At 32.0% G+C, this 15,732-nt stretch carries 14 protein-coding genes and 1 tRNA gene; 5 read left to right on the plus strand and 10 right to left on the minus strand.

The window, feature by feature from the left end:
• Positions 1 to 2 precede the first annotated feature (2 nt).
• From rimM to iscX, 9 genes are all read right to left on the minus strand, one after another.
• Positions 3 to 494: a ribosome maturation factor RimM gene (gene rimM / locus AB3211_RS01585; RefSeq protein ID WP_367364444.1), complete on the minus strand. Its 492-nt coding sequence runs from the start codon at positions 492 to 494 to the stop codon at positions 3 to 5.
• A gap of 3 nt (positions 495 to 497) precedes the next feature.
• Entirely contained in the window at positions 498 to 1,178 is a 681-nt protein-coding gene (locus AB3211_RS01590; RefSeq protein ID WP_367364445.1) for a hypothetical protein, read from the minus strand.
• 6 nt (positions 1,179 to 1,184) lie between these two features.
• Positions 1,185 to 1,853, minus strand: coding sequence for an MFS transporter (locus tag AB3211_RS01595; protein ID WP_367364446.1), 669 nt, complete (start codon positions 1,851 to 1,853; stop codon positions 1,185 to 1,187).
• Positions 1,854 to 1,910: 57 nt separating this feature from the next.
• On the minus strand, positions 1,911 to 2,567 hold the full coding sequence (gene elbB, locus AB3211_RS01600) for an isoprenoid biosynthesis glyoxalase ElbB (protein WP_367364447.1): 657 nt from the start codon (positions 2,565 to 2,567) through the stop codon (positions 1,911 to 1,913).
• 7 nt (positions 2,568 to 2,574) lie between these two features.
• Positions 2,575 to 3,519: a D-alanyl-D-alanine carboxypeptidase family protein gene (locus AB3211_RS01605; RefSeq protein ID WP_367364448.1), complete on the minus strand. Its 945-nt coding sequence runs from the start codon at positions 3,517 to 3,519 to the stop codon at positions 2,575 to 2,577.
• A gap of 4 nt (positions 3,520 to 3,523) precedes the next feature.
• Positions 3,524 to 4,768, minus strand: coding sequence for an AmpG family muropeptide MFS transporter (locus AB3211_RS01610; RefSeq protein WP_367364449.1), 1,245 nt, complete (start codon positions 4,766 to 4,768; stop codon positions 3,524 to 3,526).
• Positions 4,769 to 7,384 (minus strand): AsmA-like C-terminal region-containing protein, encoded by a 2,616-nt coding sequence (locus AB3211_RS01615; protein WP_367364450.1) that lies wholly within the window; start codon positions 7,382 to 7,384, stop codon positions 4,769 to 4,771. It lies immediately after the preceding gene.
• Positions 7,385 to 7,666: 282 nt separating this feature from the next.
• Positions 7,667 to 7,742 (minus strand) — tRNA-Val (locus AB3211_RS01620).
• 664 nt (positions 7,743 to 8,406) lie between these two features.
• Positions 8,407 to 8,616: a Fe-S cluster assembly protein IscX gene (gene iscX / locus AB3211_RS01625; RefSeq protein WP_341757756.1), complete on the minus strand. Its 210-nt coding sequence runs from the start codon at positions 8,614 to 8,616 to the stop codon at positions 8,407 to 8,409.
• Between the two features lie 266 nt (positions 8,617 to 8,882).
• Here iscX and AB3211_RS01630 point away from each other — a divergent pair, with 266 nt between their 5' ends.
• On the plus strand, positions 8,883 to 10,682 hold the full coding sequence (locus AB3211_RS01630) for a Ulp1 family isopeptidase (protein ID WP_367364451.1): 1,800 nt from the start codon (positions 8,883 to 8,885) through the stop codon (positions 10,680 to 10,682).
• Here AB3211_RS01630 and dusB read toward each other — a convergent pair whose 3' ends face one another.
• Complete coding sequence (dusB, locus tag AB3211_RS01635) at positions 10,683 to 11,675, minus strand: tRNA dihydrouridine synthase DusB (RefSeq protein WP_367364452.1); 993 nt, start codon at positions 11,673 to 11,675, stop codon at positions 10,683 to 10,685. It abuts the gene before it with no gap.
• 339 nt (positions 11,676 to 12,014) lie between these two features.
• Between dusB and ybeY the strand changes: the two genes are divergently transcribed.
• From ybeY to rsfS, 4 genes are all read left to right on the plus strand, one after another.
• Positions 12,015 to 12,512 carry an rRNA maturation RNase YbeY gene (gene ybeY / locus AB3211_RS01640; RefSeq protein ID WP_341754099.1) on the plus strand — a complete coding sequence of 166 codons (498 nt, stop codon included), beginning with the start codon at positions 12,015 to 12,017 and terminating at the stop codon, positions 12,510 to 12,512.
• Between the two features lie 57 nt (positions 12,513 to 12,569).
• A complete protein-coding gene (locus tag AB3211_RS01645) occupies positions 12,570 to 13,451 on the plus strand; it encodes a transporter associated domain-containing protein (RefSeq protein WP_367364453.1) in 882 nt (293 codons plus the stop codon).
• Entirely contained in the window at positions 13,448 to 15,109 is a 1,662-nt protein-coding gene (locus AB3211_RS01650) for an ABC-F family ATP-binding cassette domain-containing protein (protein WP_367364454.1), read from the plus strand. Before AB3211_RS01645 ends, AB3211_RS01650 begins: the two co-directional genes overlap by 4 nt.
• A 225-nt stretch (positions 15,110 to 15,334) precedes the next feature.
• Complete coding sequence (rsfS, locus tag AB3211_RS01655) at positions 15,335 to 15,664, plus strand: ribosome silencing factor (RefSeq protein ID WP_367364455.1); 330 nt, start codon at positions 15,335 to 15,337, stop codon at positions 15,662 to 15,664.
• The last annotated feature ends 68 nt before the right edge of the window (positions 15,665 to 15,732 follow it).

Consider the following 15,732-nt stretch of genomic DNA (forward strand, 5'->3'; position numbering starts at 1 on the left):
AGTCAAATCTTTGCTAAAATAGCATGCTCTTTCGTCACTACTGGGAAAAATTGCTTGTTAAAAGGAAATAATTCTACTTTTTTATTGCTGATAAACTCGATTTCAATGATATCGCCTGCTTTAAAATTAAAAACATTTGTAATTTTTCCTATAGCCACCAAATTAGTATCTAGTACCAGTAAGCCTCTTAAGTCTTCAATATAAAATTCATCTTCACTTAATGAAGGGAAATCACGCCTATGACAAAAAAGCTTACATCCCTTTAACCCTGCAGCTAATGTCCTACTATTAATTTCGTTAAATCTACATATTATATCACCTTTAGAATTTTGACTAATGAGTTTAAGGATAATTTTTTTTCCTAATTCATCCACCAAATTCATTTTAATTATATTAGTATTTGGCATAGTAAAAGATTTGACGTAAACATTACCCTGCACTCCGTGTACGGATGATACTACACCAACAAAAATTAAATCTTCTTTAATAGACACCACCTAATTCATTAAGAGAAACCATTTTTTCTTTTTCGGATAGTTTCCAGTTATTTTCTCTAATTTTTCAAAATGAAATATGCCAAAGCTATATCCTATCATGACTGGAATTATAATAATCTGTAATCCATAATTACCTAAATATTTTGTTAAATAAATAAGCCCAAAAGATGTGATAATATACATAATAGTATGAGATATAGCAAATAAAGAACTAACATATGTGAAGCGTTGAAAAACAGGGAAATATGTAAATAAAATTGAACGGGCTGGAGCTAAACTAGGTATAAACAACAGAATAAATACTTGGAACAGAAAAATATCAAAAGCTGTTCTAGCATGACTCAATAAGTATGGGCAAATCAGAATAAGAACCCAAAAAATTACCATTCTAATTTTTAAAATCATTAGGGGGTACACGTAATAACATAAATATACCAATGATAAAATCCCTAACATTTCTACTATTGAAACAAAGAAATTTTGATAAATAACTTGTTCAACCGTATAACCAAAATTATTTCTAAGAATCTCTCCGCAATGAATAAATGTTAAATAAAAACATACTGGCCAAGCACAGAATATTAAAAACAAAGATAAAGCTGTTACTTTATTAACTTTCTCTGTCCAAATAGGATTCTTTTCCAATATACTAGAATTCTCATTAATATCTGCAAAAATCATTTTCATTCATCGTTTTGCGTCAGCAAATTCTGGTGTTTCTCGTAAAGTTGTTCTAGCTACTGAACCAATTAACGCAACCAATGCACCAAAACAAAAAGCATAACGCCAATTGAAGTTGTAAGAGCTAGAAATAAATGCAACGCCCAAAGCAAAGGTTCCCCCTAATACAGAAAAAAAACTTATTACTGTTACAGACATATATTGTTGTGGACGTTTTATAGTTTCAGTCAAATATAATTCTGCCCCTATTATTTCTCCCATGGAAGTCATGCCTTGTATAATACGACATATTGATACAACTACAGCAGCAGTAATACCTATTTCAGCATAAGTTGGCAAACTAGCAATAATAATACAAGAAAATGCCATCATAAAAGTGGTAATAATAACAGTTACTTTACGTCCTATAGTATCACCAATCCATCCAAAAATTAATGCCCCAATAGGTCTTAATAAATATGTGCCACAAAAAGCAAAGGCTGAAAGTAATTGTGCTGCATGGGGATCATATTTCGGGAAAAAAAGCTCATTAAGAATTCCTGCCATATGTATATAGAGCATCAGATCAAAATATTCTAGAAATGTACCAATTGAAAGTAATCCGACAGCCTCTTTTTGTTCTCTAGTTAAACGAGTTTGAGGATGCACCCCATCTGCTTGTATTAATCTATTCATATTGGCCTATATCTTCCTTATTTAATACCAATTATCTTTTATAAAATAGCTTAAATCTCAGATATTAGCACACATTTGCAGCACTTTAATTACTAAACCCTTAATACCTTTATGTATTTGTGCTAAAGGAGCATCTAACATAAAAGCAGGAGTAGTAACCAATCTATTATCTTCGTCCACGACTATATCTTGAGCATTACAAGTTTCTCCTGTTGCTCCTAGCTTATTTATCAGATCATTTGATTCTCCAAGAGTAACCTTAATTTTTGTATGATTTCTTAAGACTATAGCAAGTAAAGCAGGAGCAATACATATAGCTCCAATTGGTTTTGATAAATTATAAAAGCCTACTATTATTTCCTGTAAATCTTTTAGTACTGTAGCATTTTCATTTTTGAGTCCTATATCAGACAAATTTAGTGCAGCACCAAACCCACCCGGTAATATTAAAGCATCAAAATCTTCAGCACGTATTTGATTTAATGGTTGGATTTTACCACGAGCAATGCGTGCTGATTCAGCCAATATATTACGTTCCTCTAACATTTTTTCTTGAGTTAGATGGTTAATCACATAATGTTGATTTTTATTAGGAGCAAAAATTTTTACATTTACATTATGCTTATCAAGTTCCAATAATGTAAAAACTGTCTCAAAGATTTCAGCCCCATCTAAATATCCACAACCTGAAATAACTACAGCAACATTTTTCATAATACTTCTATAGTCTTTTTCTGTTTCTTACTTTAAGATTTGTAGCAACTTTAGTTGATTTTGTTTTCTTACCATATGTTCTTGATGGTACTGTTGTCTTGACTATCAATTTATTAACCATAGTCTTATCATTTCTAGGCTGGTCAAAATGGCTATCTAATAGTTTTACCATTTGCATATTTCTAGACTCAGCAGATTTACCACCAGTAACAATAGCAACCAAAGATTTATTTTGTCTAGTTGCTGCAGTAATCAAGTTATAGCCGGCTGGAATATTATAACCAGTTTTCAACCCTTCAACTCCTGCATAAGTTTCATTTACTTTATTATGTCCTCGTACAATATTGCCTCTAAAAACAAAGTTGTTTCTAGAGAAGAAAGCATAATATTTAGGGAAATCTCGCTTAATAGCTATAGATAGTTTAGCAAGATCTCGGGCCGTAGTTTTCTGACAAGGGTGATGCCATCCAGAAGCGTTTTTAAAATCAGTATCTTTCATACCAAGATGTCTAGCACGAATATTCATCAACTGAGCAAATTTTTCTTCAGTACCTTTAATATTTTCAGCTACTACCACAGCTGCATCGTTTGCTGATCTAATAATTAGACCTAAAATAGCTTCTCTTACAGTAATAGTTTCTTTTTCTTTAAGCCCTAATTTGCATGGTAACATTTTCTCTGCGTTTTTTGAAACATATAATCTTTGATTCATTGATAACCTGCCAGATTCTACTGCTTCAAATAACAAATACAAGGTCATTAATTTTGTCAATGAAGCCGGATATATTCTAGTAGTAGAATTTTTATCGTACAGTATCCTACCAGTATTGTAATCTACGACAAGACTTGTCTGAGGTGGCGAAGACACAAGCTTTTTTGCAGCATAAACAGGTCGTAGGTTTGTACTGAATGTTATTACGCAAGTAAAAAATAGCAATAATCGTATTAACATAATTTTACCTTTTAGAAATCTTTTTATTAAGATAGAACAATATTATAAGTCCTGGCAAGGCTAAAATTATTGTTAAGATAAAAAAATTATCCCAACCCAACATTTTTACTAGGCTACCACCAGAAACGGTGACTGTGTTATTAAACAAACTACTACTACTACTGAGTAAAGCATATTGCGATGCAGAATATTGTTTGTTGCAAAGGTTGCTAATATATCCAACAAGTGCAGTAGTACCCATAGCTCCAGCAAAGTTCTCTATAGTAATAGCAATGCAGAAAGCTTCAGAACTTACTGGTTGATGATTCAACCAAATAAATGCGAAATGCGTGATACTTTGTATAATTCCCGTTATAATCAGCCCTTTAAAATTTCCAAGTCGGTATACAACTATTCCACCAGCAAAAGACCCAGCAAGTGTAGCTAGTACCCCATAAAATTTAATAATCAGTGCTATCTGTCCCTTTGTATAACCAAGTTCCATATAAAATGGCATAGATACTACACCAAGCATAGCATCACCTAATTTAAAAAATATTACTGCTAGTAAAATAGTAACGGCATATTTCCTAACAAAAAAGTCCTTAAAAGGGTTAATTACTATTTTTGTTAGTGATAATAAAGATAAAATATCAACATTTTCTCGTAATAATGTAGGTTCATTGACAGTAATTATAAAAATTGTTGCTACAACAAAAATTATACTCATAGCCACAAATGTAGCTGACCAATCACTTGTGGCTTCAGCAAAATACAAAGCCCCAGCTCCAGTAATCAGCATGCCAAGTCTATAGCCTAATACTGCCGTAGCACTCGCTATAGCTTGGGTTTCCTGATCAAATTTATCTATCCTAAGCGCATCAACACTAATATCAAATGTTGCTGACAAGAAACCAAGGCAGATAGTAAGAAAATATAGTAAAGTTAATGATTCATTAGGTAAAACTGTACTCATACTGAATAGTACTAAAGATATTAGTATAGTACAAAGTATCAGCCAACTTTTTCTATGACCAAATTTCTTTAATAATGGTATCTTAAAATAATCTACCAAAGGAGACCAAAAAACTTTTAGCGAATAGGATAGTCTTGCAACGGCAAAAGTGGTAATAATTGCAATATCAATATTAGAATCTTTAAGCCAAGCAACTAAGCTAGTGAATAATATAGCTAGTGGCATGCCACTAATTGCCCCAAGAACCAATATTTCGAACAGTCTATAATCTTTTAAAATTCTTAATAATAACATTTATTCTCCTTTAATTGTGGATTTCCTTCTGTTCTCTAAAGCCTTTCTCAATTCAGTCTCGTCTGACGTTTTTATGGGATCTAATATAGTGCCTGAGGTTTTTATTGTAAGATTTATAGGTGTATTTTGATTACTAGAATTATTTAGATTAGGATTTAAGTCTGCTATATAGAAAGATAATATTGAAGATAATACCATATCTAAATTATATATATTTATAGCTAATGATGCAGCTCCGCTAGTATATTTTGTATTAAATACTAAGTTTTTCATTGTAACTATTCCATTTTTTAACTGAAGATTACCACGCAAACTATTCAATTCAGTTTGCCCTTGATACATAGATTTTGCTAAATCATCTTTTAAATACTTTAGATTATAGTCTTTATTATTAATTTTTTCTATCAATGAATCAACAGAGAAGTTACTAATCTTGGCATTTTTTACTACAAACTCTGATTGAGTGTTAAGCTCATACAATAATTCTTTTAAACTATTGCCATGAGTAGCAAGTGTTCCATTTATGCTCATTCCACCGTAATTGTCTAGTAATCCTCTTGGCAAAATATTAGATAATTGAGCTAAATCAATAGAATTAAGTGCATAAACAAAGTTCAGAGTATATGGATTTAATAAAATATTACCTTCTGCTTTTAATTTACCAGAAAGTAGATTTGCTTCAAGGTTATCAATCTTAAATAAAGCATTATTATTTGCTAAAGCAAGTTTAACATTTTGTAATACTAGATCATTCTGAATTATTTTTGATAATGCACAATTTAATTTTAACTCTATTTTTTCTACGTCAAATTCATTCAATAAGTTATTTCGCAGATTAAGTAAAGATTTAGGGGTTAAAAAGTTAACATTAAGAGAGCCCTCATTTATTGTAACTGTTAATTGCGGTTTAATGTTACTTGCTAACAAACTAGCACTAAGATTGATGTAATCACTACTGCTTCTTATATCAAGATTACTAATTCCAATATTACCTGGTGAGACATTTGCTAAGATATATGCTTTGCCAAATGAATTCTTTCCTATAAGCAGATCATTTATAGTAATATCAAAATTACCTAAATAATCAGCTGTCCTAATGGGAATATATTTAGCTAAGTATGATTCATCTTTCATATTCTCTGACAAACTTTTAGCAAATTTGATCATTGGTGAGATTATCGGGTAATCGTCTCTATTTAAATCAATCGAGGAAAAGTCAAGGGTCGCTATAAAATGCGGCATAGAACCAATAAATCTAGCAGTAATATTACCTGTAACTTTAGTGTTGTCAGTTTTTAGCATAAGGTTTTGTAAATAGACATCTATTAAGGTTAGTTTTAAATCTGAAGATAAAATAAAAGCTGTAGGTTTCTTACTCACTGCTTGTTTGTAACCTAAAGTATTCAACACAGAATTAAGGTCATTATGTTGCAAGTAAATTGTGCCATCAAATATACTTCGTACTGAGTTTTGGGTTACATTACCTATCAATTGAAAATTTCCTCCGGATTTTATTATACCAGAAAAATCATTGACCACTAATACCCCTTTATCTAAATTAAATGAAAGTTTAGTATTATTTAATATCTCATCGTTACCTAATATTATTTGGTCAACTAAAACATTCGTTATGATTGATTTATTATCAAAGATAAGTCTTAATCCAAAAACTGAATCACTAAATTGGTTAATATTGTTTGATGAAGTGATAAGTGATTTTACGTCTATTTTAGGAAAATATAATTTTATTATACTAGTAACATTGTCATTTCTGCTCAAATATACCCCTCCATTACCTACAAGCGAATTAGAGTCTATGGTTACATTTTCTAGCTTGAGCAGTTGCCCAGTAGGTAAGATATCAAATTTTATATTTATCTTTTCATTCTGATTAAATCTTCTAAATAAAGAATCTAAATCTGGCACTAGAATATGTAATATATCAGCTAAATTTTGTATTAAATATTCTGCTTTGCCATTTATTAGTTTAGAGTCTATATAGGTTTCTAGCAAATGAAAATTATAATCATCATTAGAGATAGTAAGATCGAGATTTATTTGGTTGACCTTTTTTTCAAAAAACCCAGATAATTTTCCTACATATCCTCCATCCCCTTTGAATGAAGTGCTATTAGCAATAGAGTTATTTTTAAATAAAGAGCAATTATTTAAAGTAAGAATAGGTTGGTTATTTTTATTTAGAATACTCAGATTTTTAACATTAAAATTTATATCCATTATATCATTTGTTATAAATGAACTAACTAGCCTATCATGGTTTATAATGTCAAAATCTTGTTCATCTGAATATATTGTGGCACTATATATAGTTACAGCACTAATTCTTGGTCTGAAAATTAATAATGACCATGGGACAAAGCGAATTTCTATATTTTCTAATTCTAATTTCCCTTCCTCTTTTATGTGATCAATAATCAAATAAGGTATGGGAAATTTAATTATTTTTATTTTTTTTAAATTCTGAGGAGAAATTTTTAATTCATTAACAAGACTATTACTGGCGGAACTATAATCAACAAAGTTCACCGCAACTAATATAGTACATACTAACAACGAAATAGCAATGACAGTAAATATAATTACTTTTCTTATCATAAAATTATTATCTTCCAAGAACCAATATTACTAGGTATATATCAAAAACGTTAAAAATAAAAACTATATAATAAATATCTAACATGACGGGGGTAACAAACAAGGGGTGAGAGGACTAGGTGTACATTTTAACACTTTTGTAATAATTCCTTCCTCAAAAAACTAGTTAAAGAGAGCGTTTTTTGGGGGTCGTATTCCGGCAACTTTAGTGAAAAAATATCATATGAGGGGAATACAGATTTTTTATTGAAGTGATAAACCCCCTGAAACCTGAGGGATATATGGTGGGCGATGACAGACTCGAACTGCCGACCGTCCCGGTGTAAACGGGATGCTCTACCAACTGAGCTAAACGCCCCTTCTTTCAATTTAACGCAGATAATGCCCTATCTTCCCAAAAAAATCAAGTTATTTCTGTAAATTATTTAGATTCTATAGCTAACCTAAAGAAGGTTCTATCTATTATAACCTCAAGTATTGATGTAATAAATTAATAGTAGGCTCAAGTAATCATCGCCATTAGGGGTGATGTCACCCCTGCCGTCATTATGTCACCCCCGCTTGCCATTATGTCATCCCAGCGAAAGCTGGTATCTAAAAAAAGTAGATCAAAGTACTGTTGAACATTTTTAGCCCCCTGCCTACGCAGGGGTGACATCCGAAGGAACAGGGATAACACCCTAGGCTATTAAACCGATGTCTTACATCAATACTTGAGGTTATTTAAGCCTCTTAACCAAAAACGATGATCAACTATGATTATGGCTAAAACCTTCTTTAGGCTAGCTATAGATGAACTACATGAGGTACAAGTTACGTATACTGCTCGTAAATGAATAGTTGGTAGACGAAGGTCAACTTCAAGAAGAGCTAGGAGTGTCAAAGTCGAGCAGCGGAGCGTACATTAGTACGTGAGCAGCGGAGATCTTTAGACACGACGACGCCAATTCTTGAAGTTCACCGAGTATACATTCTCCGCAAGTATTTGTGATAGCTCTTCTTCAAAGCAGAAGAGTATATAATTAATCTTCAAAATTACTATCTTTAATCTCTTTCCAAGCCTCGAGAATTTCTTTTAACACTTCTTTATTTGTCTCAATTTCGTGGTCATCAAAATCACTCAATGATTTTATTAAGTCCTCAAGATCTTTTAGTGTTAATTCAGATATATCCTCATCGGAATAATTTTTTTCTAAACTTATAGCAATTTCGTCAACATCATTCCAATGCATTATTTTTACCTAATTATTTCCATAGGCAATTACTATTACCACCTAACCATCCCTCTACCAATTAAATAATATATTAGTGCAGGCTTATATATAGTATATTATTAAAGGGGGTGAGATTATTATGCAACTATATCTGTAAAATTTAACTTAAAATACAATGAGGCTGCACAATTTATCAATACTGGTTTAGATATATAATTGATTTGTATAGACTTGTTTTTTCGTTTAAGATGATAGTCATTAGATATGATGACTTTGGAGTACGTATGGCAAAAACAGGTAAAAAAGAAAATAAGGTAAGGTTATTTAATATTAATGGTCATGTAGGTCAAGAGACTCAGCAGAATATTATAGTGGCTAATTTTGACTTAAACATACCAACTAGGGAACTTAAATATAACATTCAAAATGGCAAACTAAATAAGGATAATATAATAAGTGAAATATTGCATGAAGTTAAACAAGGAGAAACGCCTATACTTAATATTCAATATAATTCAAACATGGAAAAACCTATAATTGATACAAATGATTTAGCAGCATTAAAAAAATCAGGTGTTCAAACTTGTTTTACCTTTGGTAATTATAATGCATATAATCAAACTTTGCCATATTATAACTACTGGCCACCTCTTCTTGCACAGGCCAATCACGTGTTTTTTGCCAATGCTAACGACCAAATTAGGGCTGTGGCTGAAAAGCATGTAGTACAAGAAAAAACTTCGCACATCCAATCTATGCAAGTTAGCAATTTAATAGAGTCGGAAATTCTAAAAAGACCTCCTAACATATTAGTGTCAGGGAAATTGCCTAATAAAGAAAGATTGACTGAGGTTATGTTTGCTGCAAAAGAACTAGGAAAAAATACTAGAGTTATAGTAGCCAGCAATCCTTCATCTGTAGATGATATGGCTAGTATTATTGCGACCAAATTTGGTATCAACGACCAAAACCAACAATTAGGTATTAAGCTAGAAGTTGAGGAAATTTTAAAAGATAAAATTGGTGGAGCTAAAAAACTAGAAAATTATATATCACAATTATCTCAACAATTCCAAAAAGATCTTAATATAGCAGAAATAAACCCTGTTGATATATATTTTGACCTATCTGATCCATTGAGACTTCAGAATATTGCCAAACAGGCTAAATATACTATAACTCAAGGAGGCTCGGTCGAAAATTTAACTAATGGCTGTATCCCATTAGCTCAAGGTCATGGGAAAAGGGCTGATATTGTTGCTGAAGTTAAGCAAAGGGAAGCTGTTCCTGGCATTAACAGCTTAACTATTAAGGATATGCAAGAGAATTTAAATGAGTATAAACAAGAAAATGCTAAAAGAATTACCAATACCCTTCAGCAAGTGGCAGATGAAAGGGGGGTATCAACTAGACAAAATGAGGTAGAACATTCATTGCCTGAGGGTAGCAAATTAACTAAACTAGATTATTTATATGACGAAGATGATATTGGCAATGTATTAAAAGCGTCTGTAGATCAAACAAAGGTTTCTATTATTACTCATGCTTCTATAGGAGAAGAAAGTTTATTAAAGGAAACTCTTTATAAAGCTGTGTATAGTGATTTAATAGTAGATAACAAGGAAGCGGTTATTATACCCCTTAACACTGGACACGAACATTGGGTTAGTTTAGCAATCACTAAAGACAACGAGGGAGGTATAGTGTTTACCTATAATGATCCTATGGGAACAGATATAGACACAAGAGTGGATTTAGTAGATATGGTTAAAAAAGTTTGTCCTGATGCTAAAATAGTAGATTTACACACTGAGCAACAACAAAATGATAAAGATTGTGGGGCTTTCGTTGTGGATAATTTAATTAAAATGGCAAAAGGCGAGGCAATTCTTACCACTGAAGAATCTAAAAACATAGGAACAACATTACGCCAAGCTCATGCAAAAACAATGGATCTTGAAAAAGCCAAGCAAAAAGTTAATACCATTAGAAAATCGATGAATACCTATCCATCTCGTCCTACTACATCTCCTCCTGCTATTAGGAACAATAGCCGTCCTAGGGAAGTTAGTCCTATCAGATAGCTAGAGTTTTGGGGTCACGATGTTAAAAGAATTTCCATAAAATTCCATGATCTTTTCTTTAACCTGAATTGGATCAGTCATCATATTAACCCCTCCTCTAAATTCAGCTGAGTTTGCTAAACCACTACTATACCAACCTATATGTTTTCTAGCTAGCTGAACACCTGTATCATTTCCATAATACTCTAACATAGCATCATAATGACTCAGTATTATTTCTAGCTGCTCTGCTATTGAAGGTGGCGGGAGTTCTTCTCCAGTTTTAAGATAATGTGCTATTTGAGAAATAAACCATGGTCTACCATATACTCCCCGACCAACCATTATGCCATCAGCACCTGATTTTTGTAAGCATTCCTTGGCTTTAGACAAAGAAGTAATATCTCCATTAGCGATAACTGGAATCCTCACCACATCTTTAACTTGCCTTATAAACTCCCAATCTGCTTGACCTGAATAAAACTGGCATCTTGTTCTGCCATGAATAGTGATCATTTGCACTCCAACATCATAGGCTATTTTTGCTAAATTTGGAGCATTTTTAGTTTGATCATCCCAACCAGTCCGCATTTTTAAAGTTACTGGGATTTTGACAGATTTTACCGTAGTTTCTAAAATTTTTGCAGCTAATTTCTCATCTCTCATTAAAGCTGAACCAGAATATCCTCCTACTACTTTCTTAGCTGGACAACCAAAGTTTAAATCAATAATCTTTGCCCCCATATCCTCATTCATTCTAGCTGATTCTGCTATTATATCAGGTTCGCACCCAGCAATCTGTACACATGAACCAGTAGCATCGTCCCCAATAATCGCACATCTTTGCAAAGATTGTCTTGTTTCAATAATCATCGCTCTACTTGCTACCATTTCAGAAACGACAAGTCCTGCACCAAATTTTTTCACTAACTTTCTAAATGGTAGATCAGTAACACCAGACATTGGAGCTAATATCACCGGATGAGGTAGCTGAATATTGCCTATTTTTATCATAAATATATTGTAATTGCTTAACTAACCTGAGTTCGATGTAAGACATCTATATTAATAGTCTCGATGTCCTGCTAAAGTATATATCTTAAAAATGATCAACTGTCCTATTAGGCTATTTCTTTAGCCCCCTGCTTTCGTAGGGGTGACATCGTTCGCAGTTGATGCTTAACAATGTAACTTGTTACATCGATACTTGAGGTTAACTAGTTAATAGTAATTATTATAAACTATTTAACAAGATACCACAAACTAATGCTACCACTAAGAAAAATTTTTGGTATTATCTGCAAGATATTGTTATATAATATTATTGAGCATTTTCAGCCAAGAAACTATATCATGAAAATCAATGTAGAGATTATTCGAACTTGTCAAGATTGGAAAAATCAAAAATTTATCAATAAACTATTAGTGAAGAAGGTTATTGGTGCTATACTAAGTAAATATAAGAATTTTAAGGGAGTTGCAGAGTTTGAGTTAGCAATATTACTGACTAATAATAATGAAATGTTAAATTTGAATAGCCAATTTCGTGGCAAAGCAAAAGCTACAAATGTACTATCATTTCCTGATATAGAATTAGACTTTCGGCATTTACTTGAATTTACTCCTAATGTACATTATATGTATTTGGGGGACATAGCTTTTGGCTATGAAATAATTCAAAGCGAAGCTATAAGTCAAAATAAAGCCTTTGGGGATCATTTTATCCATCTTTTGGTACATAGTATTTTACATTTACTTGGCTTCGATCACCAAGATGACGAGGAAGCAGATATTATGGAAAATTTAGAAATAGAGATATTAAAGGGTTTTGCTATTGCCTCCCCATATTAGGTTCTGTCCACTTCTTCGAAAAAAGAAAACCTTACATCTATTAATTCTAAAAGGGCTATGCTGAAAAATCCTTCAAAAATTGTTGCTCTTAAATCTTTTTTCTCTCGGCTGTTTTCCAAAGAGAAGCTAGAGGATAATTTTTATGATGTAATTAAAAAGCTAAAATCTAACAGTAAAAAAATGACGTTAGAAGAAAAAAAGATTTTTATGAATCTTCTGAAATTTGGTCATAAAACTGTAGAAGATGTAATGATCCCTAGATCTGATATTAAGGCAGTAAAATTAACTGCCAGTATAGATGAGTTAAGCCAAATGCTTAATAGCAAAATACCTAATACTAGAACATTAGTTTATGATGAAACTTTGGATAATATAGTTGGCTTTATTCATATAAAAGACTTGTTCAAGATCCTTGTTACTAAGCAACTTATTACAAATCAAGAGTTGCAGCTAAAAAAAATAATTCGTAAACCTATCATCTCTGCTCCTTCAATGAAATTGATAGATTTACTAGCAAAAATGCGAAGAGATCGTGTGCAGATCTCGATAGTTGTGGATGAATATGGTGGAACTGACGGTATTGTAACCATGGAAGATATTATGGAGGAGATAGTTGGTAGAATAGATGATGAGCCTGATAAGAAATCAGATAATGATAGTTTCAGAATTATCAATAATAATACAATTTTATCAAATGCTCGAGTGAAAGTTGAGGATCTCGAATTAGCTCTTGGTGTGAAACTAAAACTCCAAGATGATGAATTCGATACAATTGGTGGCCTAGTCTTAGCAAAAGTAGGTAATGTGCCTTTGGTTGGTACTAAAATTGATATTGAGCAACAGGTTGAACTTGAAGTGATTGATGCAAGCCCAAGATCACTTAAGCAAGTTAAGCTGCGATTAAAAAATGGGACAATATTACCTGATAATACTTTATGATTATTACAACTAATTTAGCCATGAGCTATGGTGCAAAAATATTATTTACTGATGTAAGCCTGCATATTAAGAAAGGTAATAGGTATGGGCTTGTTGGAGCAAATGGTGCTGGTAAATCTACTTTTTTTAAAGTTTTAATCAAAGAAGAGGAAGCAAGTATTGGTGAAGTCAATATACTTAAGAATGCTCGTGTTGGTTGCTTGAAACAAGACCAGTTTCTTTATGAAAATACTTCAATTATTAACACTGTTATTGCTGGTAGGAATGAATTATGGCAAGCTTTGCAAGAAAAGGAAGAATTACTAGAAAAATCTCAATGTAATGATCAATGTGATGAGGAAATCGGTTATCGCTTAGGTGAGTTGGAAGAAATTATAGCTGACAATGATGGATATATATCAGAAATTTTTGCAGTTGAGTTACTGCTTGGTTTAGGAATACAAGAAAAATATCATTATCAGCCTTTATCCGTTTTATCCGGGGGTTATAAACTTAGGGTGTTATTGGCACAAAGTTTATTCAATAATCCTGATATATTGTTACTTGATGAACCAACAAACCATCTTGATATAGTCTCAATTTATTGGCTAGAAAATTATCTAAAACAGAAATTCAAAGGTGCTTTGGTATTTATTTCACACGATCTTGCTTTTCTTAATAATATTTCTACACATATTCTTGATATAGATTATGGTACTATCAAGACTTATACTGGTAATTATGATATTTTTGTTCGTGATAAACAGTTGGTTACCGAACAAAAACTTAAAGAATTCTCTCATTTAGAGAAAAAAATTGCTACTATGCAGAGTTTCGTTGACCGGTTTAGAGCGTTGGCCACTAGAGCTAGACAGGCTGCATCCCGAGAAAAACAAATAGAAAAAATGGAATTACCTGATATCCAAAAAAGTTCACGTGTTAGCCCATATTTTAATTTTAAGCAAAAAAGGCCATCTGGAAAATTAGCGTTAAAAGTTCAGGGTATTTCTAAAAGCTACGAGGATAAAAAAATATTAAATAATGTGAATTTTACTGTCTCGCGTGCGGAAAAAATTGTTATTATTGGCCCAAATGGTATTGGTAAATCCACTTTATTAAAAATTCTTCTTGATAAAACACTTGCAGATTTAGGAAGTTATGAATGGGGATATGAAACTCAAATTTCCTATTTTGCTCAGGATCATCATGAATTGCTAAATGAAAGTATGAGTGTTATTGATTGGTTATCCAACCAAATACCTACTGAAAGTGATAATGTGCTACGTAGTGTACTAGGTCAATTATTATTCAGTAAAGATGAAGTAAGCAAGAATATTCTAAATTTAAGTGGAGGGGAAGGAGCACGTTTATTACTAGCAAAAATTATATTGGAAGAAAGTAACATATTGGTACTAGATGAGCCAACTAATCACTTAGATATTGAATCTAAGGATATGTTAAAAAAAGCTCTAATTAACTACCAAGGAACTCTAATATTAGTAACTCATGATCGAGATTTTGCTAGCAACATAGCCACAAGGATTATTGCTCTATCCCACCGAACTATCACTGATTTTAAAGGTAAATATCAGGAATATTTGCATAAGTATGGTAATGATTATTTGGATAGTAGTTGGGTGTTGGCAAATAAGGGAGAAAAATACCCCAATTCGGGATAAGAATTAGTTAATTCTTATCCCGAATTGGCGTGAAATAGTATGGTATACTGCTCATAAATGAAGAGTTGGTAGACGAAGATCAAAATCAACAAGTGCTAGGAGTGTCCAAGCCGAGGAGCGCAGCGTACACTAGTACGTGAGTACCGCAGGTCTTGGACAACGACAACGCAATTGTTGATTTTCATCGAGTATAACCTCAGATTACTTTAGCAATTGGAGATAATTATGATAGAAAATACCGAACTATTGAAAGAGTTTATGGTTAAATGTTTAGAAGAAAAAAAAGCAGAAGATATACTAGTAATAGATATAAGACAAAAAACTACATTAGCTGAATATATTATTTTTGCAAGCGGGCGTTCAACTAAAAATGTTGGAGCAATTGCTGAATATTTAGCTTTAGAGTTAAAACATCAAGCTAATATCGATACTAATATTGAAGGGCTTGGAACATCTGAATGGGTATTAATAGATGCTGGAAATGTATTAATTAATATTTTCTATCCAGAAACTAGAGAGTATTTTAAGTTGGAAGAGATGTGGAGCAAAAAATAAATTAAAAATATTAGATTTTTTACTGAAAACTACTTAGTGTATTTAAAAAATAATGTATTAATACTTCT

Source organism: Candidatus Tisiphia endosymbiont of Nedyus quadrimaculatus (assembly GCF_964059235.1).
Classification (GTDB): domain Bacteria; phylum Pseudomonadota; class Alphaproteobacteria; order Rickettsiales; family Rickettsiaceae; genus Tisiphia.

Coding starts and splice junctions, on each gene's coding strand:
- AB3211_RS01590 (WP_367364445.1), bottom strand. CDS start 1,178: ATGATTTTTGCAGATATTAATGAGAATTCTAGTATATTGGAAAAGAAT.
- AB3211_RS01595 (WP_367364446.1), bottom strand. CDS start 1,853: ATGAATAGATTAATACAAGCAGATGGGGTGCATCCTCAAACTCGTTTA.
- elbB (WP_367364447.1), bottom strand. CDS start 2,567: ATGAAAAATGTTGCTGTAGTTATTTCAGGTTGTGGATATTTAGATGGG.
- AB3211_RS01605 (WP_367364448.1), bottom strand. CDS start 3,519: ATGTTAATACGATTATTGCTATTTTTTACTTGCGTAATAACATTCAGT.
- AB3211_RS01610 (WP_367364449.1), bottom strand. CDS start 4,768: ATGTTATTATTAAGAATTTTAAAAGATTATAGACTGTTCGAAATATTG.
- AB3211_RS01615 (WP_367364450.1), bottom strand. CDS start 7,384: ATGATAAGAAAAGTAATTATATTTACTGTCATTGCTATTTCGTTGTTA.
- iscX (WP_341757756.1), bottom strand. CDS start 8,616: ATGCATTGGAATGATGTTGACGAAATTGCTATAAGTTTAGAAAAAAAT.
- AB3211_RS01630 (WP_367364451.1), top strand. CDS start 8,883: ATGGCAAAAACAGGTAAAAAAGAAAATAAGGTAAGGTTATTTAATATT.
- dusB (WP_367364452.1), bottom strand. CDS start 11,675: ATGATAAAAATAGGCAATATTCAGCTACCTCATCCGGTGATATTAGCT.
- ybeY (WP_341754099.1), top strand. CDS start 12,015: ATGAAAATCAATGTAGAGATTATTCGAACTTGTCAAGATTGGAAAAAT.
- AB3211_RS01645 (WP_367364453.1), top strand. CDS start 12,570: ATGCTGAAAAATCCTTCAAAAATTGTTGCTCTTAAATCTTTTTTCTCT.
- AB3211_RS01650 (WP_367364454.1), top strand. CDS start 13,448: ATGATTATTACAACTAATTTAGCCATGAGCTATGGTGCAAAAATATTA.
- rsfS (WP_367364455.1), top strand. CDS start 15,335: ATGATAGAAAATACCGAACTATTGAAAGAGTTTATGGTTAAATGTTTA.